Origin of the sequence: Vibrio lentus (assembly GCF_030409755.1) — a bacterium.
Lineage (GTDB): Bacteria > Pseudomonadota > Gammaproteobacteria > Enterobacterales > Vibrionaceae > Vibrio > Vibrio lentus.
On sequence record NZ_JAUFQE010000001.1, the window covers coordinates 514,060 to 535,990 of the forward strand.

The window sequence follows — 21,931 nt, forward strand, 5'->3', positions numbered from 1 at the left end:
CCTTAGTCTTTACGGAACATTTCAAGCATACGTTTGGTCACGGTAAAGCCACCAAAGATATTGATACTTGCAATTAATACGGCGATAAATGATAAGAACGTGACAACGCCACTTCCTTGTCCTATTTGCAACAACGCGCCCACAACAATGATCCCTGAGATTGCGTTTGTTACTGACATCAGAGGTGTATGCAGAGAATGGCTGACATTCCAAACTACGTAATAACCCACCACACAAGCGAGAACAAAAACGGTAAAGTGAGATAAGAACGCAGCAGGAGCAACCGAAGCTATCCAAGCAAAGGCGCCAACCGCCACTGCCATACCCGCCGCTTTCTTAACAGGAGAGACAGGTTCTTGAACTTTTGGTTGTGGCTTAACAGCTTGAGGTTTCGCTTGTTGAGGTTGCGCTGAAACTTGAATCGGTGGAGCTGGCCAGGTGACTTCACCCGCTTTAACCACGGTAACACCACGAATAACAACATCTTCAAAGTCAATGTCGATATTGCCGTCTTTCTCTTTGCAAAGCAGTTTCAGCAAGTTAACCAAGTTAGTCGCGTACAGTTGAGACGACTGAGTCGGCAAGCGACCTACCATGTCCGTATAACCCACAACTTTTACGCCATTAGCGGTCGTGATAACTTTATCAGCAACGGTATATTCACAGTTACCACCATTGGCCGCTGCAAGGTCCACAATCACGCTACCCGCGCTCATGCTATCTACCATTTCTTTTGTGATTAGCTTAGGCGCAGGACGCCCTGGAATCAGTGCCGTCGTAATGATGATATCAACGTCTTTCGCTTGAGCCGCGTAAAGCTCTTCTGCTTTCTTGTTGAACGCGTCAGACATCTCTTTTGCGTAGCCATCACCAGCGCTGGTATCTTCCTTGAAATCGACTTCCAAGAATTCAGCGCCCATAGACTCGACTTGCTCTTTTACTTCAGGACGAACATCGAAAGAACGAACAATCGCACCTAAGCTACCCGCAGCGCCGATAGCCGCAAGGCCAGCAACACCCGCACCGGCAACCAATACTTTCGCTGGCGGAACCTTACCTGCAGCCGTAATTTGACCTGTAAAGAAACGACCAAACTCATGAGCAGCTTCAACAACAGCACGGTAACCCGCAATGTTTGCCATAGAACTCAATGCATCCAGAGCTTGAGCTCGAGAAATACGCGGTACCGAGTCCATTGCCATCACATTAATATTACGGCTAGAAAGCTGTTCCATTAATTCTGGATTTTGGGCAGGCCAAATAAAGCTGACCAGTGTTGCGCCATCTTTAAGTAACTCGATTTCATTTTTAGACTCGTCAACGATGGGAGCGTTAACTTTAAAGATAATATCGGATTTCCAAGCTTCATCTGCGGTTACAACTTTTGCTCCAGCTTGTTCATAAGCTGTATCATCAAAACTTGCTAACGCACCTGCTTGTGATTCAACACAAACTTCAAATCCTAATTTTAGAAGCTGTTCTACCGATTTCGGCGATGCAGCGACTCGCGTTTCACCTGCGAGTGTTTCTCTTGGTACACCAATTTGCATAGCGATTCCTTGACTATTGGCACAATGACTTATTCGTTTGTATCTAACGACAACTAATACTTCAAGCGTTTTGTTCAAAGAACAGGAAAAGTTATTACTTATAACGATTTGGATGGATTTTGAGCACTTAATTTAGATAAATGACGGGCCTCTCGAATAAAGAGGTCAAACCACTTCCCAATAATCCTTTTAATAACAACCTACTAGCTGTTCTTTATCCCTATAACTAAAAAGAGCTTTCAGCATATACACTGAAAGCTCTCTAAATTATGACCAACATCAACTCTAACCCTAATTGGTTAGCTAAATATACTGTCGCCCATTTGGTCGATGAACATTTGCGATTTTTTAAGCATCAATTCATCGGCGTCTTGTTTGTTTGAAACAACATCAGAACGAATAAAACGATGAGTTTTAATTTCACCGTCGATTTCTTTCTCGATACGACCAGCCACACGGTACTGACCAGATTCTGCAATGGCGTCTTGATAGATATTGAAGCCTTTGTATTCCACTGGCTCAATCTCTACTTTTTGTTCGGTTTTTTCTTTGCCACCAAATAATCTAGAAAAGAATCCCACGTTTTTTACTCCTTAAATGACCGTACTGACACTAAACTATCACGACTGTTTAGTGTTCAACAATGGCTTTTCATACCATTGCAATTCTACGTCATCGTCAAAATTGTGTTGACTAAATATAACGGGCACATTGTCCGTTCGATCTCGTCTTCGATCCTCAATAATCATGCTTTCAGCATTTTTGACTGCGATCTCACTATTTCTTTTGTAGAGCACCAATTTGTCTTCCGGTAATGCCGAAAGAAAATCAATATCAAAACGGATATAGATAGGTTTCAGTTGGCCCAACGCAAGACAAGCAAGATCAGCAAGCTGCTCGCTTGTATAACTCGACACATACTCCTCGGTAGCCAGTACATGACCAACAAGCGTTTCCATATAATTGTGTACATCCACACTGATTTGCATACTACACCTCCATTTGTAGCTATCACGACAGATCGTGTTCTAGCCTGATTTGGCAACGGTCTACATATTGTTACCTTACTATACCCTACTCATTACTACAGATTTACTAACTGCATGTTAACTAACTATAACGACTAATTAATTTCTCATATATACTATGTAGTTCGTTCTATGGTTAATAGCAACTCAAATACATATAAAAAGAGTTGCACCAATAGCGACCTATGACTATGTTTTTGCTCTGATTTACGCAAAAAGCTTGGCAATCGCTTGTTTAACCGTATCCTACGTATAAAATTAAATTATAAGATCATCAGTACACTTAGGCTCACCACATAAATGGCATCTTCTTTTGTAACGTCGAGCATGTTTCGATTTTGCTTTCCCTTACTTCTATTAGCAATGTTACTCGTAGGTATGAACAACGTCATTCTCGTGACCGATTCAAACTTAGGGTTTGCTAGCAACCTTCCGTATATTTTATTGAGCGTTGCCGTTTTGCTGTGTCACACATTCAGGCAAGGTCGTATGGCTATGGTGTCTCTCACCATGCTCGTTGCCTATTTTATTATCCAAGTCCGCTTACAAACCCCATTAAACACTGGAACCACATTATTGGAGCTGTCTCTTCTGGCTGCTTTAGTGCCGGTTACTTGCTTATTGGTGTATGCCTTCCCCGATAACGGGGTTAACTCAAAGTCCATGTTCCTTTACGCCTTGGTTGTGGTGCTATTCATGGTTTGGGCGCAACTGATTGTGTCTCACTTCCATGCCGGAGGTTTTGAATCATGGAGTGAAGGAGTTCTCTTTACCGTTAGAGACTTTTCTAAACTGCCTTTTATTCTGGTGCTCTATAGCCTTTGTTTACTGGGCCTAACGTCGATTTTGGTTTTAGTCTATAACCGCTCTATTGATGTCGTTGTTTACAGCGCGATTTTGTTGTCTTCGAGTACCTTCATATTCTTTGATATCCAATACATCTCAAGCACCATGTTCTCTTTGTCAGGCATATTGATTATCGTCTATGTAATGTCCGCTAGCCACGACATGGCATTTAATGACCAACTGACTAACATCCCTGGCAGACATGCATTAGAAGTCGATATGAAGCACCTAGGCCGTAAATATTCGATGGCCATGGTCGATATCGATCACTTCAAAAAATTCAATGATACCTATGGCCATGACATTGGCGACGATGTGTTAAAGCTAGTAGCGCGTATATTAAGAGAAACGACAGGTGGCGCGAAAGCTTATCGTTATGGTGGTGAAGAGTTCACAATCATTTTCAAAGGTAAGAACACTGAGCAAGTAAAAGAGCATCTTCAAGTTCTAATTTCTGAGATCCAGAATTACGATATGATCATTCGTAATACTCACGACCGCCCTGATGATCATGAAGTGGGCATGCAAAAGCGCGGCAAGAATGGCAAGCCGACTAAAATAGTTAATGTCACGGTGAGTATTGGCCTGTCTGACAGTACAACCACCAAACAGCCCGAAGAAGTGTTGAAGCTTGCTGATAATGCACTTTACAAAGCGAAAGAAACTGGCCGAAATAAACTGTGCGTTCACACCTAGGCGATATAGCTAGAAGCTTTAAGAGCTATAGTTAGAGACTTAATCGCTGTAGCGACAAACGAGCCTCTGAAAGAAGCGTTGTATCTTAGTAGGAGCTTTAGCCGCTATAGCGAAAAACAAGTCATTAGAAGAGATCTTATATCCAAATAGAAGCTAAACCTTGGTTGAAGCTTAGTCTTGGTTAAAGAAGATAACCAAGCTCCCGCCTTTCAAGCTGCTACCGTAATTGATCGTAAACCCGATCCCCACATTATCGACCCAGTCGTTAAATAGGTTTGGGTTAAGTAACCAGCCAACACTGCCCTCGTAGTAAGAAGTAGTGCCCATAGATGCCACAGTATCGCCACCAATATCAATTCTTCTTATACTTGAGTACATCGATGTAATGTTCTTATCCCAACTCACTAGATCATAGAAAACCTTGGCTTCATTCGCGATATACCACCCCTCAGGGTGACCAATATCGCCGTTATTAGCTTCTCCCCAGCCGACACCATTAAAGTAATGCCAACTTGTACTCAGTTTATACTTGCCCCAGTCATTCTTATCTTCGTACATCAGCTTGATTTTAGGCTCAATGATATAAGCCCAAGCATCAGTATTGAAATACACACCATCCAATTGATCTTGAATAGGCTTTAGCAGTGAAGAACGATACTCATAGTCATTACGGTAATAAGAGATGTGGTTACCAATTGCTGAGCTAAAACTCCAATATTCGTCTAACTGGGACACATTCGCGAATTCCACGTACCCAGAAACCACCGACTCTTTTTGAAAATCACTTTTGATTGTTGACGCGTACTCAACATCGTTCTCGATCCGCAATGCAGACAAGCGCAGCGTCACCTCTTGATGATTGTCTTCAATATAACTAGGCAATTCAAATGTGTAAGGCAAGCTCAGGGAGGTAATATTTTGTCGACGGCTCACCGAATCGTTCGACCCGATGTCTTCATTATCCAAACTAAATACTTTATTAGGGTCAAAATTGTTGATACCAAAAGTAAAAACGTCGGTGTCATTTAGCAATACACTGGTGGCAAAGCTCTGCTCTAGATCCTTTCGGAAAAGATGAGATAGCGAATTGGCATTCACAGTGGTCGGTAAAGCGGTTAAAAGTAGAGGAACCGCAAGCGTCCATGATGTATTAGCCATAGAAAATGACTTTGAATGTGGCATTTCTTTTATCACTTAAAGCACTTCCAAGCTCAAACGCTAATAGAAGTATAAATTCAAATATCCAGAAGAGCTCGCCAACTAGCCTGCAAGCTCCAAAATACTGCGCTGTATAAAGGTATTTCTACCACTTTGTTTTGCTTGATAAAGCGCTTGGTCGACTTTTTCATAAATTGAAGCGATCGATTCTCCGCCTGCAGGCACGAATGAGAGTACGCCTTGTGACGCTGTCACTCTATCTGAGACGCTTGAGTGGTCATGGGCATAGTTCATTTCATGCAATGCTTCTTTTATTCGAGTCGCATGTAATTTAGCAGCAGCGCCGTCCGTGTCACTTAAAACCAAAACAAACTCTTCACCGCCATAACGACCAACAAACTCTCCAGCTCGAACAAACAGCTGTTTCAAGGTGCCGGCAAGCCCTTGTAAGCACTTATCCCCTTGAATATGTCCGTAATTATCGTTGTAAGGCTTAAAAAAGTCTACATCTAGAAGTATCACGGTCATGGGTATATTACGTCTTCCATGCCACGCGATGCTCTCTTCAAGCTTAGTATCCATATATCGACGGTTATACAATTTTGTTAAGCCATCTTCATTGGCTTGCTGTTGCAAAAGTATGTTCAATTCTTCAAGTTTGGCGGTGCTTTGTTTTAACTCTCGCCTCATATGCGCAATGCGCTGCATCGCGATCAGTTTTGAATTCAGCACCACTTTGTTAACCGGTTTGATTAGGTAATCATCACCACCAGCGTCAATCGCTTTCGCGATCATTTCGGGTTCTTCATGACCACTCAGAAATATGATGGGCACCCATTCGGGGAATTGTCTACGAACCTCGTTAGCGACCTCAAAACCATCCATGTCTGGCATGCTGATATCAAGTAATACGAGTTCAGGATCAAAATCAGAATAGATGTTTAGAGCTTCTTTACCGCTACCTACCGCTTCCACAATATGTCCCAATTGCTTAAGTCGAATAGCAAGTTGCATCCTGTCTAGTTGAACATCATCAACCAGCAATATGCGCATCGAAGATCCCTTTTCTATCATCACATCACCTTTATCTAGCGTTGAATATTGAAAGTAGCTCAATTTTGGGCTTAATTCATGCCCTAATCTCTATATTATATTGACTTTTTTACAGATCTTTTTAGCATTGTTTCTTTTTAAAGAGAAATACTATGTCAGACGCTACAAACAACGAAGTACAAGAAATCGATTTAACCACTATCTCACCAGAGCTTCGCCAAGTTATCGAATTTGATGAAGTGCCTAAAGAGATGCACAACATGGTTACTTCTATTCACGAGGTGTCTGAAGAAGCAGTGCGTGAAACTTGGAGCAGCCTTCCAGCAAGCGCACAAAATGTTTTGGACAACTTTGAGCAATTCCACGCTCTAATCTCTGTTAGCCAAGCTTTTGCTGGCGTAAACATGATGGAAGAGTTCCCTACTCTTAAACTTCCAGAAGGCATGTCTGATGAAGAAAAAGAAGAGTACCGAGCTCAACTGCTTGACCAAATTTTACACAACTGTGTAAAAGACATGGCTAAGCAAATCAAGAAAGCACGCCGTGATGCGATCTTGAAGCGTGATTTTAAAGAAGTTTTCATCCGATAAGCCATTCATCTCACCTAAATTTAGGTTGAGTGCTTAACGAAAACTTAATGATTAAGCCGTATGTTACTTCAAACATGCGGCTTTTTTGTGCCTGTTGCTTTGTCTGCTAGTTGCTTAATTTCGTCGTTCGTCGTGTTCTTGTGCTGATGCAGAATTTGTCACTGCAGCTCTTGTCACTCTTACAGTTAGAGCAAACAATATGCCTTAGTACTCATACAGTGTGACGCAAAACTGGTAGTTATACCGTATAAAAATGACGCATGTATCCATTCATGGAATCAAGATCAACATTCATATCGCTGACAAGTAGTCATATTGCAGACTAACAGTAAACATCGCTAAAAAGCTTTAAACATAGAAAAGACAATGGGCGAGCCTATCTCACTCATTGCCTCTAAATCAGTGCGTAACGGCAATATCTCGCTGAGCGACACTCACACCTTTAATTTGAGCGTAAACTTGCTGACCGGTTTCTAAACTCAACTCATCCAACGCCCATAAAGTTATAGTCGCCCACAAGTAACAACCAGGCTCTAGCTCCAACTCTACCGCAACACTCTGCTTATTTGAGCCTTGCTGGTGCGTCTCTACGCTTTTAATGGTCACAGGAAGGATATTACGTATCGAAGTGCCTTGCGGCTGTTCTAGCGTGATAGAGACATCATTTGCCCTAACTTGTAACCTTACCGCAGCCCCAATGTCGCTAGACACCTTCTGAACCCACAACGATGTCGATTTGCCAAGCTTCAAACGAGATAACGCATAATCGTCATTGTGCTCAGCTAACGTCCCCTCAAACAATGAACTTTGTTCTGAGAATGATTGCCACGGCTGCATAGCTCTCGAAGCCCACACTTCTTCAGTTACACCCGACGAAATGACTTTTCCTTGCTCGATGATCACAAGATGATTGGCCAAGCGTAGAATCTCGTTAAGGCTGTGCGTCACGTAAATGATCGGAATCTGAACGGTTTCAGAGAGGTTCTCCAAAAACGGCATCACTTCACGCTTACGAGGCAAGTCGAGAGACGCTAATGGCTCATCCATCAACAAAATACTCGGCTTAGACAACAAAGCACGTCCAATCGCCACACGTTGCTTCTCACCACCCGACAAACGCGCTGGGTAACGGTCTAGCAATAAACCGAGAGATAACAAGGAGACAATCTGATCGAAATGCGTTTTATCGAAGTCTTTGATGCCATATTTAAGATTGCCTGACACCTTCATGTGCGGAAACAATCGCGACTCTTGAAACACATAGCCGACATTGCGTTTATGAGTCGGCAAGTTAATGCCCTTATCACTGTCGAACAAGGTGGTTCCCGATACGCTGATCAAGCCCTTATCTGGCTGTTTAAGGCCACTAATCGCATTGATAAGTGATGTTTTTCCCGCGCCAGAGCGACCAAAGATCGCAGTAATGCCGCTACTTGGGAGTTCTAGGTCAATATCAAAGAAGGTTTCACCCAACTGTTGTTGGTATTGGAGGATCAAAGCACTCATGCATTGCCTCCTAGTCGCTGTGCTGACTTCTTATTAAGCCATTCAGATAGCATCAATGAACCAAGCGCTATAACAATTGAAATGAAACACAAACGTGCCGCTTCCATTTCAGCGCCGGGGGTTTCAATAAAGGTATACATGGCCAGTGGGATGGTTTGAGTTTCACCGGGAATATTGGAAACGAAGCTGATTGTCGCGCCAAACTCACCCAAGCTTCGTGCGAATGAAAGCATAGTGCCGGTAATGATCCCAGGGATCATCAGAGGTAATGTAATAGTGAAGAACACACGAATCGGTGAAGCGCCCAATGTGGCAGCAGCCTCTTCAAGCTTACTATCAACAGTTTCTAAGCTCAGGCGAATAGAACGAACCATCAATGGTAACGCGACAACAACACACGCAAGTGCCGCGCCCTTCCAGCTAAAGCTGAATACGATACCAAACATGTCATTAAGCCATGAGCCAATGACGCCTTGTCTACCCATCATCACCAGCAACAAATAACCGATGACCACAGGCGGCAGTACCAATGGCAGGTGCACAATGCTCTCGACTATGCTTTTGCCAACAAACTGTTTCTTAGCAAGCAGCCACGCTAAACCAATGCCGATAGGAATAAGCCATAAGATAGCAAACCCAGCGACTTTTAAACTCAGCATTAAGGCTTGGTATTCGTACTCAGATAAAAACATCATTTAATGCGCTTCAAAACCAAAACTGTTAAGAATGTCTTTTGCCTTTTCATCGTTTAGAAAAGTATAGAAGTCATTCGTGGTTAATTTGTCATTCAATTTAGCTACAGGGTAACGTATTGGTGTGTGGAGATTTGAAGGAAACGTCGCAACGACATCGACTTCTTTCGATAATAATGCATCAGTTTTGTAGACAATGCCGAGCTTCGCTTCACTGCGTTCCACCAAGGCCAATGCCATACGAACATTGTTACTTGGTGCCAATCGAGTGCTCACATTATCCCAAACACCCAGAGCTTCTAACGCTTCCTTAGCGTAGATACCTGCTGGTACAGACATAGTATTACCGACAGCAAGTCGTTCATTAGTCAGCAGTTTAGACCACTGGTCTCCCTTTGAGAGTTCCAATGATACCGACGTCTCTTTCGGAGAGATCAACACAAGTTCGTTTTCACAAAAATTTGTGACATTGTCACTAGAAACATATTTTCGGTCGACTAAATGCGTCATCCACTTTTCATTTGCTGAAAAAAAAATATCCGCCTTCTTAGAAGGCGGTTTTGCTTTATAACCCCCTAGAAGGGGGCGTCCACGCTATCAGTTCTTCAATAACTGCAGTTGTTGTTCATACTCTATGTCCTGTTTATCTTGGTGTCGGACATATCGTCGAATGACTTCTTCATTCACACCGACCGTATCTACAAAATACCCTCTAGCCCAAAAGTGATTTCCCCATAGTTTCTTACGTATATGTGGAAATTTATTGAAAAGTCTAATTGCTGTCCGGCCCTTTAAAACTCCTAACAAACTCGAGATCGACAACTTGGGAGGAATAATGACAACAAGATGAACATGATCTGGTTGAACATTTAACTCTAAAACCTCGCAGTCTTTCATATTGCACAAAATATAAATTGAACGATAAAGCTCCTTTCCAACCTTATCTTTCAAAATCTTATATCTATACTTTGGAGTCCAAACTATATGGTATTTGCAACGCCAATAGACATGTGATGAACTTCTGTAATCGCCCATGTGGTTGTTTCCTCTTACTTGTGGTGAATAAGAGGTTACTTCTAACATGGGCACTTCTTCAGGCTATAGCCTAGAGGAACAATCACCACCGCCCTAGGCGGTGGTTTTGAGGAGCCAATAAAAAACCTCGCTGTTATCTTCGAATCTTCTGAAACACCGTTATTTGCTTGGTCTATTTAAGATATGACGATCGATAAGAAAATTGTCTTGTCTTATTTACTACCTTTGAAACGACGGTTTTATGTATAAAACCCTCGATAGATGTAAATGAATAGTGAATTATTTTGTTTTGATTTGTTTAATTTACACAATTATCAGTGATTGTGATCACATCTATAATTTCAAACTCATTTTTTGTTTTTCGATTTGAACAACCGACTGCTAATCTCCTGCTCACTTTGAAAAGGTATCAAAGTTATAAATAATAAGGAGTGTTCTAAATGAATACCAAGAAACCTATGTCTCTAACTGGTCGAGTTATCCTCGGTATGGTCGTGGGCATATTAACGGGATTTGCCATTCAATCCCTTTTTGCAGACAGCGGATTTGTTAACAACTACATCGTTAACGGACTCTTTGAAGTAGGCGGACAGATTTTTGTCGCCAGTTTAAAAATGCTTGTTGTGCCTCTAGTCTTCGTTTCACTAGTGTGCGGTACAAGCTCTCTTAAAGATTTATCAACTCTTGGCCGTATGGGGGGCAAAACGCTTGCACTTTATATCGGTACTACAGCCGTTGCTATCACTCTAGCACTTACTATCGGTAACCTGTTCCAACCTGGAGCTGGTGCGGATCTTACTGCTGCGAGCTCTTTCAAATCAGCTGATGCCCCTTCTTTGGGCCAAGTAATCATCGACATGTTCCCAACCAACCCTATTCAGGCGATGGCTGAGGGTAAAACGCTGCAAGTTATCGTATTTGCTGTGTTGTTTGGTATTGCAATCAGTGCAGCGGGTAAACCTGGTGAGCGTATCGCCGCGGTTTTCTCTGACTTGAACGAAGTGATCATGAAGCTTGTCGCTCTTCTGATGAACCTTGCACCTTACGGTGTGTTCTTCTTGATGGCGAAGCTGTTCTCTGGCCTTGGTTTAAGCGCAATTTGGAACCTAGCAGAATACTTCTTAGTGCTTGCAGGTACCCTACTTCTGCACGGTTTGGTTACCTACAGCGCGATGCTTAAAGGATTCACAGGCCTAAGCCCGATTACGTTCTTACGTAAGATGGAAGATGCAATCATGTTTGCGTTTTCAACTGCCTCTTCGAACGCAACGATTCCAGTGACAATGGAAACGGCTAAAAACCGCATGGGCGTAGACAACAAAGTCGCTTCATTCACAGTACCACTAGGTGCAACAGTGAACATGGATGGCACAGCTATCATGCAAGGTGTTGCAACTGCGTTTATTGCACAAGCTTACAACATCGACCTGACTATGGGTGATTACCTAATGGTTATCCTAACAGCGACATTGGCGTCTGTTGGTACTGCAGGTGTTCCTGGTGTTGGTCTTGTTATGCTAGCGATGGTATTGAACCAAGTTGGTCTACCGCTTGAAGGTATTGCTCTAATCATGGGTGTTGACCGCCTTCTTGATATGATTCGTACCGCTGTAAACATCACAGGTGATAGTGCCGTAACTATCATCGTCGCTAAGTCTGAAGGTTCTCTTGATGAGTCTCGCTTCAATGACCCGGCAGCTGGTGAGAAAGAAGAAGAAGTTAAGCTAGCACGCCAACAGGCATAATCTAGCTTCTCTGTCGCTCTTTTCTCCAAGCTAAGGCGTTATTAATGGCTATGCCTTAGCTGATAATGAAAAGCGTATAAACAAAAACGCCACTGCATCTGCAGTGGCGTTTTTTATTGGGTATCGCTTAAGTCAGTACAACTGAGTTGAGATAATTAGCTATTTAACGTATTTCGCATTGCATTAGGGAAAGTTACTCACTGATTGGGAACATCAAGTTTACTCTCAATCCCCCACCCTCTCTGTTCTCAGCGGTCACATGCCCATTCATCACACCCATGGCTTCCTTCACGATCGCTAGCCCAAGACCGTAGCCACCAGACTGTTTATCACGCGCTGACTCTATGCGAGTAAACGGGTCGAATATCCCTGCAATCTTGTTGTCAGGAATACCATCACCGTCATCCTCTACAGATATGACACTGTAACGTTTGTCGGTTAACAATTCGTAAGTAGTCACGACAACATGAGCATTCTCACCGGCGTATTTAATTGCGTTACCGACCAAATTACCAATCACTCTGAGAAGCAACCTCTCATCAACATGAACCATTGATGTCGGCGTCTCTAAATCGCCCACTAAGGTTTGATTCGGCTTCAAGTCGTTTTGCATCTGCGCGATGAGCATCGAACAGTAATGCTCAAGATGCATCAAGCTTAACTTGGAGTCATAACGAGACGTTTCAAGGCGGCTGAATTCAAGGATTTCCCCCACCAGCTTATTCATCTCTTCAGTTTCGCTTTCCATTCGCTCAAGCAAGCTAATGCTCTTATCATCGACCTTACTGCGCAAAAGATGTAAGGCGAGATTTTGCCTTGCCAATGGCGTTCGTAGCTCATGGGACACATCACGAATCAAACGACGCTGCTTTTCTGCCAGTGACTTAATCTCACGAGTCATATGATCAAAATCATGGGCAAGTTCGTTGAATTCACGCGTGGTTGAATCAAGCTCAGACACAACACTCACCGAGAAATCCCCTTGCGCTAATCTTCGACTCGCCTCCCTTAAACGATCCAGAGGTTGCTGCAGGCTTTTTGCCATAATAATGGAGAACAGCGACAATACGACCAATGCAATCAAGGCTTTCAGCATGTAGGAATATGGAGCAAAGGATTTAGCCGGATGAAACTGGTGCGGTAGTTGAATGACTAACGTGTTGCCATTATTCAGTGGCAAACCGAAGATAGGCTTACTGACGCGATCGCTCAACTGATGATCTAAGGTACGCAAGTACTTGAGTTTGAATTCAAAGTGCGGGTGCATGTGTCGATGAGTAATGGGTCGATTATTCTCATCGATAACAAACAGATAGTAGCCTTGAGCATTACCCCAGTCGGCTAACTCATCCATATCCCCTTCCTCAATCAGCACGTTGGCTTGATAAGCAAGGTCGAGCATTTCAGACTTTACCGATTCAGGTACCTTCAATAAGGCTTTCATCAGCGCTCGTTCCGCCACACCTTGAAGGATCAGGATGCTTACTAGGATCACCGTCAAGTAACTGAATAATTGAAACGTTAAGCCATCCTTACGCTTGGCAATAAAATCAGGGCAACGCAGCAATTTTTTACTCATACCCCTACCGACTCTAAGTAACTGTAGCCTTTACCTCGAACGGTTTTGATATGTTGCTTGGACAAACCAGCCTGAACCAACTTTCGACGTATATTACTGATATGCATATCTAAATTACGATCGAAAGGGCAAAGCTCTTTCTTAAGAACATGGATTTGAAGGTCAGATTTCGATACAACGATCCCGTCGTTTTTGACCAAGTAATCAAGCAGGTCTTTTTCAGTGCCGGTTAGCGGTAAACGAGAAAGTTGTTCGCACAAACCATGGTTAGATGAAGCTAAAGACTGTCTTTGACGCTCAAAACCAACTCGGCGCAAGATCACCTTGATGCGAGTCAATAGTTCTGGAACGTTAAAAGGTTTGGCGATGTATTGGTCGGCTCCCGCTTGATATCCGTCGAGCATCGAGGCATCGTCGTTAAGAGCAGTTAGCATAAGAATGGGGGTAGCAAAGCGCTGACAAATTCGCCTAGCAACTTGAATACCGCTGAGGTTAGGTAGCATTACATCAAGTAACACTAAATCAACAGGGTGAGACTGAATGAACTCAAGCGCAGACTCACCACAATGAACGGTATCAACGTGATACCCTTCATTTTCTAAGACTTCGCCCAACAATTCACATAACTGAATATCATCATCAACAACTAAAACGCGCGACATCATACAAACCGATAAATAATAATAGTTTGCATTTTAATTATCGTTATTATTGATTTCAATTATAAAATGCGAGATTTACCCTATAGTAAGAAATCTTTTTCAATCGGTACAAATTTTGAGGCAGAATCGATAAGATTTTGAGCAGTTAATCCCGGTACACCATACACTTCAACTGGCTTACCAAATCGTTCTTTGATTCGCTCAACAAGGATTTCGAAATCACCGTCACCAGAGACTAAAACAATGGTATCAACTGTCTCAGCAAGTTCTATCGCATCTAACGCGATACCGACATCCCAATCCCCCTTTGCGCTCCCATCACGACGCTGAATAAACGGTTTTAACTTCACGTTAAAGCCAACACCACGAAGGATATGGTGAAATTGACGCTGCTTTGGATCTTGGCTTGAGATTGCGTAAGCATTGGCTTCAACCACGTTACGCCCTTCCGTGACAACATACCAAAACTGGTTATAGTCGAAGTTAGAACGGTATTTGTCGCGCGTTGTGTAGTAAACGTTCTGAACGTCGACCAAAATTGCTATGTTTTCCATAAATTCATACCTTTAGATTTTCCGTATACCCTATTCTATTCAACTCTAAAATGCGAGCCGCTTTCTTTAAAAAAATATCCGCCTTCTTAGAAGGCGGTTTTGCTTTATAACCCCCTAGAAGGGGGCGTCCACGCTATCAGTTCTTCAATAACTGCAGTTGTTGTTCATACTCTATGTCCTGTTTATCTTGGTGTCGGACATATCGTCGAATGACTTCTTCATTCACACCGACCGTATCTACAAAATACCCTCTAGCCCAAAAGTGATTTCCCCATAGTTTCTTACGTATATGTGGAAATTTATTGAAAAGTCTAATTGCTGTCCGGCCCTTTAAAACTCCTAACAAACTCGAGATCGACAACTTGGGAGGAATAATGACAACAAGATGAACATGATCTGGTTGAACATTTAACTCTAAAACCTCGCAGTCTTTCATATTGCACAAAATATAAATTGAACGATAAAGCTCCTTTCCAACCTTATCTTTCAAAATCTTATATCTATACTTTGGAGTCCAAACTATATGGTATTTGCAACGCCAATAGACATGTGATGAACTTCTGTAATCGCCCATGTGGTTGTTTCCTCTTACTTGTGGTGAATAAGAGGTTACTTCTAACATGGGCACTTCTTCAGGCTATAGCCTAGAGGAACAATCACCACCGCCCTAGGCGGTGGTTTTGAGGAGCCAATAAAAATGAACTCATTAGCTATGCTTAACGTAGTTGATATTAGTTTAACTCAGAGCTGGTTTGAGTTTATCAAGGAAGGTGGAACATGCAGTACCGACAAACAATTAGATCATGTCTTCGCAGCGACACCAACGGCTCAGTGTTGCCACGTTGCTGTGCAGCGTTAACCAAATCGCTGAAAACTCTAGTAACAAGCGCGTTTATGTTTATGATTCTGTCAGTCAACTCGCTACACGCCTACCCAGCCTACTCCCATTCCAAATTACTCCCTCATCGTAGCGTGATCTATTTCGCCCCAACGGAAGACTCTGTCGTCAAAGCGTTTCTCAATGAAGTACTGATAAACAACTGTCAATTGGACGAACGTGATGTGGTCGTGATGGTCATAGCAGAAAGTGGCTATACCGTGCCGACATGGCTTGATGAAGAGTTTAATCTAGAGGCAGTAACGAGCATCTATGAGATACAAAAAGGGTCGCATACCGCTGTTTTAATAGGTAAAGACGGACAAGAGAAGCACAGATGGAGCGGAAAAACAGATTGGAACCTGATCACTGACCTGATCGATGAGATGCCGATGCGTAAACAAGAGATGCAGCGACAAGGTAGCCGCTGCAGTATTTGATTCTTAGTCCGCGAAGCCTTTGGTTAACCATCAACCAAGCTAAGCTTGATCATCAATCACTTAAGCTTGCTTGTTAAACCAAGCCAGTTTTTCATGAAGCTGAGCAACACTTCCAACAACGATAAGTGCTGGGCTTTTTGCGACGCTCGCAAGGTTGGCTAAGTCACTCAAACCACCACGGAACACTTTCTGTTCTTGGCGCGTACCATTTTCAATAATCGCAACGGGCATGTCTGCTCGCATACCGTTATCAAGTAAGTTTTTCTGAATGTTCGGGCTCTCTTTCAGACCCATGTAGAACACAATCGTGTGGTTGTGCTGAGCAAGCGAACGCCAATCAATATCTTCACCATCTTTCTTAAGATGGCCAGTAATGAATTGAACGCTTTGTGCGTGATCTCTATGTGTTAGCGGAATCCCCGCGTAAGCCGTCGCTCCTGCCGCTGCCGTGATTCCGGGTACCACTTCAAACTTCACACCATTTTCAGCCAGAGTTTCACACTCTTCGCCACCACGACCAAAGATAAACGAGTCACCGCCTTTAAGGCGAACGACATGCTTATTTTCTTGCGCTTTAGTCACGAGCAGTTGGTTGATCTGATCTTGTGGTACACAGTGATGGTCGAGCTTTTTCCCTACATACAGCATTTCTGCATCGGCGTTAGCCATTGCCAAAATATCTTTAGATACCAAGCGGTCATAAACGACCACATCAGCCTGTTGAATAACACGTGCCGCTTTTAGGGTAAGTAAATCTGGGTCACCAGGGCCCGCGCCTACTAATGAAACCAATCCTTTGGTTACTTCTTTAACATTCGATGACGATACTTCTGACATGCTTTGCTCCGAAGGTTTGCTTGTTTTATCTCAAGCTTCAATCTATGTGATAAGTCACTGTATTCATGATGACTTATCCAAATCCTTAACCCTTAGACTATCAGGTGTTGAGTTAAATATTCAGTCTAAATACTAACGAAGATAGAAGTAATTATAACAAAACAGTCTATTGCGAGTAATTTGCGCAATGATATAAGGGCTTTCGAACTAAAAAAGCCCCAAACATGTTGTTGGGACTCTTAATCTCATACTAAATTACGTTTCACCGTATTCAGAATTACTTAGCACCTAGAGAAGGAGCGGTTCTTGCGTGTGTTAGGAACAAAGGAACACATGTTAAGAACAAACCACCAACGATGTTACCAAGGATTGTAGGGATAAGGTTGAAGTTCAACCATGTCGCGATACCGAAATCAGCGCCTAGAATCATACCCAGTGGGAATAGGAACATGTTTACTACTGTATGCTCGAATACGAGTGCGAAGAAGATGAAGATTGGGAACCACATCATTGCTACACGACCAGACACAGTACGTGCTGTCATGTTACCAATCACGCCTAGACATACCATTAGGTTACAGAAGATACCGCGTACGAAACACGTGATCCATCCGTCCATACCCATGTTTTCAAAACCTAGGCTACGAGCTGTAGAAACCGCAATGAACTTTTGTGCTACTGCGTTTGGATCTAAAGAGAAGTTACCCGTTAATGAGATAGCAACCAATACCGCAACGATTAGAGAACCGATGAGGTTACCAAGGCCAACAATACCCCAACAACGTAGAACACGACCCCAAGTCACACCTGGGCGGTTATCGAATTTCGCTAAAGGAGCAAGGCCAAATACACCCGTTACTAGATCGTAGCCCATTACACTTAGAATCACGAAGCCTACTGGGAACACAAGAGCGCCAACAATACCAATGCCTGTTTGCACGATAGCCGTGATTGCAACAACAACGGCAAGAGAAAGAATGATGCCTGCCATTGTGCTTCGAATAAGAAGATCGCGAGTACTTGTTTTCGTTTTCGCTTCACCCACATCGATCATCGTTTGAACGAATTCAGCTGGTTTAAAATCAGGAGACATAAGGTTGTCCTTAAAAAGTTAAAATTAAAAGTTAAAATTGGATAGGAAAAGGCTCTAGCTGCCGAACTAAGGCAATGTCGGGAACTAGAACCCTTGAACTATCAAATCTTGTTACGTATTCGATTATGCTGAGATTTCAACAGCACCTTTGGTAATACGAGCTTTATACGCTTTCACGCTGAAGTTCTCGTCTTCCATGCACACACCTGTTGCTAAGTTAAAGCGTTGCTTCTTAAGTGGGCTCGCCACCCAAAGCTCACCTTTGTGCTCAACCGTTAAACCACGAGATAAAACGTTTGATTGGAAAAAACGGGTCAGTATTACTAATAGCGAACACTTCTTCGGCTTTAGTTGGGCGGAAAATAGCAACTTGCTCACCACCAACCAATGCACAAACACCGGTACCTGGAATAATATCTTCGATCTTACAAACTTTGGTAAATGCCATGATGTCGTCTCCCAATTAAACCAGTTCAACGTGAAGGATGTCGCCCTTCGCTTCTGGGTGTTTCTCTGTGAATGTTGCTGGGCGGTGTTGTTCTCGGCCATCGTCAACAAACACAACGTTTTCATCACGGTCATCAGCATTGATGAAGTGTGAGAAGCGCTTAAGTTGAGCTTCGTCGTTGATAGTGTCAGTCCACTCACAAGCGAAGTTACCCACTAGACCAGCCACGTCAGCTTCAAGCTGGTCGTTGATGCCAAGTTTGTTATCAACAATCACTTCACGTAGGTAGTCAACGCCACCTTCTAGGTTGTCCATCCATACCGAAGTACGTTGCAGTGGCGCAGCCGTGCGGATGTAGAACATCATGAAACGGTCGATGTATTTCAGCAGTGTTTCTTGGTCTAGGTCGCTTGCCAGTAGGTCTGCGTGACGAGGCTTCATACCACCGTTACCACACACGTACATGTTCCAACCCGCGTCAGTCGCGATAATACCTAAATCTTTACCTTGAGCTTCAGCACACTCACGAGTACAGCCCGACACACCAAACTTCATCTTATGAGGAGTACGGATGCCTTTGTAACGGTTCTCGATCATCACGCCTAGGCCAACTGAATCTTGAACGCCGTAACGACACCAAGTTGAACCGACACATGTCTTAGCCATGCGAAGTGCTTTTGCGTAAGCTTGACCTGTTTCGTAACCTGCAGCGATTAACTTCTTCCAGATTGCTGGTAAGTCATCTTTCTGAGCACCGAACAGACCGATACGTTGCGCACCCGTGATCTTGGTGTACAGATTGTATTCAGCCGCCACATCCGCAAGAACACTAAGTGCTTGAGGTGTTACTTCACCACCAGCCATACGAGGGATAACCGAGTAAGTGCCGTCTTTTTGAATGTTACCTAGGAAGTTATCGTTGGTATCATGCAGTTTCACTAGTTCAGGCTTAAGGATGTGTTCACCCCAGCAAGAAGCAAGAATAGAACCCGCTAGAGGTTTACATACTTCACAGCCGTAGCCTTTACCGTATTTCTCTAATAGCTCATCGAATGTTTTGATTTCTTCGATGCGAATCAGGTGGAAAAGCTCTTGGCGAGAGTAAGCAAAGTGCTCACAAACGTCGTTCTTCACTTCCACACCTGCTTTAGCAAGTTCAGCGTTTAGCACTGAAGTCACAAGAGGGATACAACCACCACAACCTGTGCCTGCGCCAGTGACTGCTTTGATATCACCAATGGTGTGGTGACCTTCAGCAACCGCTTGAGCGATCTTGCCTTTCGTTACATCGAAACAAGAACAGATAACGGCAGTTTCCGGTAAAGAATCCGCGCCAAGTGTTGGCTTCTCTGCACCCGCGTGAGCAGGAAGAATCAATGCATCTGGGTGTTCTGGTAGCTCGATTTCATTCAGCATTAGCTGTAGAAGATCGCCATAATCAGATGTGTCACCGACCATTACGGCACCAAGCAGTTTCTTGTTATCTTCAGAAACGATGATGCGCTTGTAAACTTCAGACTCTTCGTTTTGGTAAACGTAACTCTTACAACCCGGAGTACGACCATTTGCATCACCGATAGAACCTACTTTCACGCCAAGAAGCTTCAGCTTCGCTGACATGTCAGCACCTTCAAATGTGCTTTCGTTACCAACAACGTGGTCAACAGCAACGGTCGCCATTTTGTAACCAGGAGCAACAAGGCCGTAGAACGTTTGGTTCCAAGACGCACACTCACCGATTGCGTAAACATCTTTGTCTGTCGTTTGACAGTGATCGTTAATCTCGATGCCGCCACGAGGTGCAATACCTAGGCCCATTTGACGAGCAAGTTTGTCTTGTGGGCGAATACCAGCAGAGAATACGATGAAATCAGTTTCTAGCTCAGTTCCGTCTGCAAAACGCATCACGTTACGAGCTTCAGTGCCTTCAGGAGCAATTTCTAGCGTGTTTTTGCTTGTATGAACGTTTACGCCCATACGTTCGATTTTTTGACGAAGTTGGTTACCGCCCGCTTGGTCAAGTTGCTCAGCCATTAGCTTAGGAGCGAACTCAACAACGTGTGTGGTTACGCCAAGTGCTTTCAGTGCACCCGCTGCTTCAAGGCCAAGTAGACCACCACCAACAACAACACCAGATTTTGAGTTCTTAGCGGTTGCTTCAATCGCTTTCAAATCTTCGATTGTGCGGTAAACGAAACAGTCTTTACCTTCGTGACCTTTGATTGGCGGAACGAATGGGAAAGAACCGGTTGCAAGAACAAGCTTGTCGTATTGAATTTCACGACCTGTGCTTGAGTAAACAGTCTTTTTCTCACGGTTAACGTTAATTGCACGTTCGCCGATCAGCATGTTGATGCCGTGTTTCTCGTAGAAGCCTTCTTTAACTAAAGAAAGTTCGTCCGCAGTATGGTGTGAAAAATAAGAAGAAAGGTGTACACGATCATAGGCTACGCGAGGCTCTTCACAGAACACCGTGATGTCCATGTTAGCGACATCTGTCTTCTCGACTAAATCTTCGATATAGCGATGGCCTACCATCCCGTTACCGATTACGACTAGCTTCATCTTGCTCATAAGAATTCCTGAAGGTTATATATTTCTTAACTACACGAATAATGAATTATGAAAGAAAATGAAAATATGATGTAAATCAATTACGAAATCGAACTACCCAAAAGGGGTAGAACAAAAGAGGTAGATCTGCTTAATTATCTGTCAAAGCACACGAATAACCGTAGGTTTAGCGGGGTTTTATATACACTTCAACGCATTAGGAAGTAGGTTGTAAACTTTCACAATAGGTTAGCAACAACGTAAGTAAATGACAATCATTTTCATTTAAAGGCGTGAGAAGTGTAAGAACTCATGAAAGCGTTACAGGATCATGAGTAACTATGTATAAATGTGAAGGTGAAGAACTTAATGCCTAAAACCTCAGACGGTATACTCGTCGAACCGTGTATTTTATTCACAAACAACACACCCGATTAACAGTTAGTTTGGCAGACACGTAAATGGAAAAGTTTGATTCAAGTTTTATCTCAAAACCAGCCCTACTCTGGCCACACATCTAGAGTATTTAAACGGCTAAGAGAGTAACGAAGCCACTAGACCAATTCAGAATTAAGGAACTTAAAATGCAATAACAGATAGTAAACGTCAGCAGTTTCGAGGAATCGTGAGGATATGAAATTTCACATAGCAAAAAGGCCAGCATTTCTGCTGGCCTTTCAACTTTTAATAGTGGAGGCGCCTCCCGGAGTCGAACCGAGGTCCACGGATTTGCAATCCGCTGCATAGCCACTCTGCCAAGGCGCCTTCAATAGTGTTTAAAGAGAACAACTCTGTTGATTACTACCAAACAAGATAACAATCAAATAGATGGTGCCCCGGGCCGGACTTGAACCGGCACAACGCGAACGTCGAGGGATTTTAAATCCCTTGTGTCTACCAATTCCACCACCAGGGCACGCAATTCTTTATTGCGATGCCGATTACTGAAAAGTAAAACACCATCTTAATGTCAAAATGAATCAACATTA

At 43.3% G+C, this 21,931-nt stretch carries 20 protein-coding genes, 2 tRNA genes and 2 pseudogenes; 5 read left to right on the forward strand and 19 right to left on the reverse strand.

Annotated features, from left to right (window positions below; translation table 11 throughout):
* Positions 1 to 2: 2 nt before the first annotated feature.
* The 3 genes from pntA to QWZ07_RS02115 all read right to left on the reverse strand — a co-directional run bounded on the left by pntA (position 3) and on the right by QWZ07_RS02115 (position 2,539).
* Positions 3 to 1,550, reverse strand: coding sequence for a Re/Si-specific NAD(P)(+) transhydrogenase subunit alpha (pntA, locus tag QWZ07_RS02105; RefSeq protein ID WP_017107025.1), 1,548 nt, complete (start codon positions 1,548 to 1,550; stop codon positions 3 to 5).
* Positions 1,551 to 1,849: 299 nt separating this feature from the next.
* Positions 1,850 to 2,131, reverse strand: a complete 282-nt coding sequence (locus QWZ07_RS02110; protein WP_017107026.1) for an HlyU family transcriptional regulator — start codon at positions 2,129 to 2,131, stop codon at positions 1,850 to 1,852.
* Positions 2,132 to 2,170: 39 nt separating this feature from the next.
* Complete coding sequence (locus tag QWZ07_RS02115) at positions 2,171 to 2,539, reverse strand: late competence development ComFB family protein (RefSeq protein ID WP_065105775.1); 369 nt, start codon at positions 2,537 to 2,539, stop codon at positions 2,171 to 2,173.
* A gap of 339 nt (positions 2,540 to 2,878) precedes the next feature.
* Between QWZ07_RS02115 and QWZ07_RS02120 the strand changes: the two genes are divergently transcribed.
* Positions 2,879 to 4,120 (forward strand): GGDEF domain-containing protein, encoded by a 1,242-nt coding sequence (locus QWZ07_RS02120; RefSeq protein ID WP_192854511.1) that lies wholly within the window; start codon positions 2,879 to 2,881, stop codon positions 4,118 to 4,120.
* A gap of 171 nt (positions 4,121 to 4,291) precedes the next feature.
* On the opposite strand, the gene QWZ07_RS02125 is transcribed toward QWZ07_RS02120, so the two are convergent.
* Together QWZ07_RS02125 and QWZ07_RS02130 are read right to left on the reverse strand one after the other, a co-directional pair.
* Positions 4,292 to 5,302, reverse strand: coding sequence for a Solitary outer membrane autotransporter beta-barrel domain (locus QWZ07_RS02125; protein ID WP_029223372.1), 1,011 nt, complete (start codon positions 5,300 to 5,302; stop codon positions 4,292 to 4,294).
* Positions 5,303 to 5,380: 78 nt separating this feature from the next.
* Complete coding sequence (locus QWZ07_RS02130; protein WP_261891584.1) at positions 5,381 to 6,331, reverse strand: GGDEF domain-containing response regulator; 951 nt, start codon at positions 6,329 to 6,331, stop codon at positions 5,381 to 5,383.
* A gap of 152 nt (positions 6,332 to 6,483) precedes the next feature.
* Here QWZ07_RS02130 and QWZ07_RS02135 point away from each other — a divergent pair, with 152 nt between their 5' ends.
* Positions 6,484 to 6,921, forward strand: a complete 438-nt coding sequence (locus QWZ07_RS02135) for a DUF3069 domain-containing protein (protein WP_004731036.1) — start codon at positions 6,484 to 6,486, stop codon at positions 6,919 to 6,921.
* A 399-nt stretch (positions 6,922 to 7,320) separates the two neighbouring features.
* On the opposite strand, the gene modC is transcribed toward QWZ07_RS02135, so the two are convergent.
* The 4 genes and pseudogenes from modC to tnpA (QWZ07_RS02155) all read right to left on the reverse strand — a co-directional run bounded on the left by modC (position 7,321) and on the right by tnpA (QWZ07_RS02155) (position 10,154).
* On the reverse strand, positions 7,321 to 8,427 hold the full coding sequence (modC, locus tag QWZ07_RS02140) for a molybdenum ABC transporter ATP-binding protein ModC (RefSeq protein WP_192854519.1): 1,107 nt from the start codon (positions 8,425 to 8,427) through the stop codon (positions 7,321 to 7,323).
* The gene (modB, locus tag QWZ07_RS02145) at positions 8,424 to 9,122 is read right to left on the reverse strand and encodes a molybdate ABC transporter permease subunit (RefSeq protein ID WP_192854521.1); all 699 of its coding nucleotides are present in this window, start codon (positions 9,120 to 9,122) and stop codon (positions 8,424 to 8,426) included. Before modB ends, modC begins: the two co-directional genes overlap by 4 nt.
* Positions 9,123 to 9,662, reverse strand: a pseudogene (gene modA, locus QWZ07_RS02150) (molybdate ABC transporter substrate-binding protein); the annotation flags it as partial. It lies immediately after the preceding gene.
* 54 nt (positions 9,663 to 9,716) lie between these two features.
* Positions 9,717 to 10,154 carry an IS200/IS605 family transposase gene (gene tnpA, locus QWZ07_RS02155; protein ID WP_192854770.1) on the reverse strand — a complete coding sequence of 146 codons (438 nt, stop codon included), beginning with the start codon at positions 10,152 to 10,154 and terminating at the stop codon, positions 9,717 to 9,719.
* A 440-nt stretch (positions 10,155 to 10,594) separates the two neighbouring features.
* On the opposite strand from tnpA (QWZ07_RS02155), the gene QWZ07_RS02160 reads away from it, so the two are divergent.
* On the forward strand, positions 10,595 to 11,899 hold the full coding sequence (locus tag QWZ07_RS02160) for a dicarboxylate/amino acid:cation symporter (protein WP_009845411.1): 1,305 nt from the start codon (positions 10,595 to 10,597) through the stop codon (positions 11,897 to 11,899).
* 193 nt (positions 11,900 to 12,092) lie between these two features.
* Here QWZ07_RS02160 and QWZ07_RS02165 read toward each other — a convergent pair whose 3' ends face one another.
* The 4 genes from QWZ07_RS02165 to tnpA (QWZ07_RS02180) form a co-directional block, all read right to left on the reverse strand.
* Positions 12,093 to 13,478: a sensor histidine kinase gene (locus tag QWZ07_RS02165; RefSeq protein WP_192854704.1), complete on the reverse strand. Its 1,386-nt coding sequence runs from the start codon at positions 13,476 to 13,478 to the stop codon at positions 12,093 to 12,095.
* Positions 13,475 to 14,140 (reverse strand): response regulator transcription factor, encoded by a 666-nt coding sequence (locus QWZ07_RS02170; protein WP_017104767.1) that lies wholly within the window; start codon positions 14,138 to 14,140, stop codon positions 13,475 to 13,477. Before QWZ07_RS02170 ends, QWZ07_RS02165 begins: the two co-directional genes overlap by 4 nt.
* 80 nt (positions 14,141 to 14,220) lie before the next feature.
* Complete coding sequence (locus QWZ07_RS02175; RefSeq protein ID WP_192854706.1) at positions 14,221 to 14,694, reverse strand: LabA-like NYN domain-containing protein; 474 nt, start codon at positions 14,692 to 14,694, stop codon at positions 14,221 to 14,223.
* 136 nt (positions 14,695 to 14,830) lie between these two features.
* Entirely contained in the window at positions 14,831 to 15,268 is a 438-nt protein-coding gene (gene tnpA, locus QWZ07_RS02180; protein WP_192854770.1) for an IS200/IS605 family transposase, read from the reverse strand.
* A 123-nt stretch (positions 15,269 to 15,391) separates the two neighbouring features.
* On the opposite strand from tnpA (QWZ07_RS02180), the gene QWZ07_RS02185 reads away from it, so the two are divergent.
* Together QWZ07_RS02185 and QWZ07_RS02190 are read left to right on the forward strand one after the other, a co-directional pair.
* Positions 15,392 to 15,553 (forward strand): hypothetical protein, encoded by a 162-nt coding sequence (locus QWZ07_RS02185; protein ID WP_225998538.1) that lies wholly within the window; start codon positions 15,392 to 15,394, stop codon positions 15,551 to 15,553.
* The gene (locus QWZ07_RS02190) at positions 15,526 to 16,011 is read left to right on the forward strand and encodes a DUF4174 domain-containing protein (RefSeq protein WP_261891621.1); all 486 of its coding nucleotides are present in this window, start codon (positions 15,526 to 15,528) and stop codon (positions 16,009 to 16,011) included. The genes QWZ07_RS02185 and QWZ07_RS02190 overlap by 28 nt, the downstream gene beginning before the upstream one ends.
* Positions 16,012 to 16,071: 60 nt before the next feature.
* Here the strand turns inward: QWZ07_RS02190 and cobA are convergent, their stop codons facing one another.
* The 6 genes and pseudogenes from cobA to QWZ07_RS02220 form a co-directional block, all read right to left on the reverse strand.
* The gene (cobA, locus tag QWZ07_RS02195) at positions 16,072 to 16,848 is read right to left on the reverse strand and encodes a uroporphyrinogen-III C-methyltransferase (RefSeq protein WP_004731126.1); all 777 of its coding nucleotides are present in this window, start codon (positions 16,846 to 16,848) and stop codon (positions 16,072 to 16,074) included.
* A gap of 277 nt (positions 16,849 to 17,125) precedes the next feature.
* On the reverse strand, positions 17,126 to 17,941 hold the full coding sequence (locus QWZ07_RS02200; RefSeq protein ID WP_004731124.1) for a formate/nitrite transporter family protein: 816 nt from the start codon (positions 17,939 to 17,941) through the stop codon (positions 17,126 to 17,128).
* A 123-nt stretch (positions 17,942 to 18,064) separates the two neighbouring features.
* Positions 18,065 to 18,389 (reverse strand): annotated as a pseudogene (nirD, locus tag QWZ07_RS02205) (nitrite reductase small subunit NirD).
* A gap of 15 nt (positions 18,390 to 18,404) precedes the next feature.
* Entirely contained in the window at positions 18,405 to 20,963 is a 2,559-nt protein-coding gene (nirB, locus tag QWZ07_RS02210; RefSeq protein ID WP_076670776.1) for a nitrite reductase large subunit NirB, read from the reverse strand.
* Between the two features lie 670 nt (positions 20,964 to 21,633).
* Positions 21,634 to 21,707 (reverse strand) — tRNA-Cys (locus QWZ07_RS02215).
* Between the two features lie 64 nt (positions 21,708 to 21,771).
* Positions 21,772 to 21,858 (reverse strand) — tRNA-Leu (locus QWZ07_RS02220).
* Positions 21,859 to 21,931: the final 73 nt, after the last annotated feature.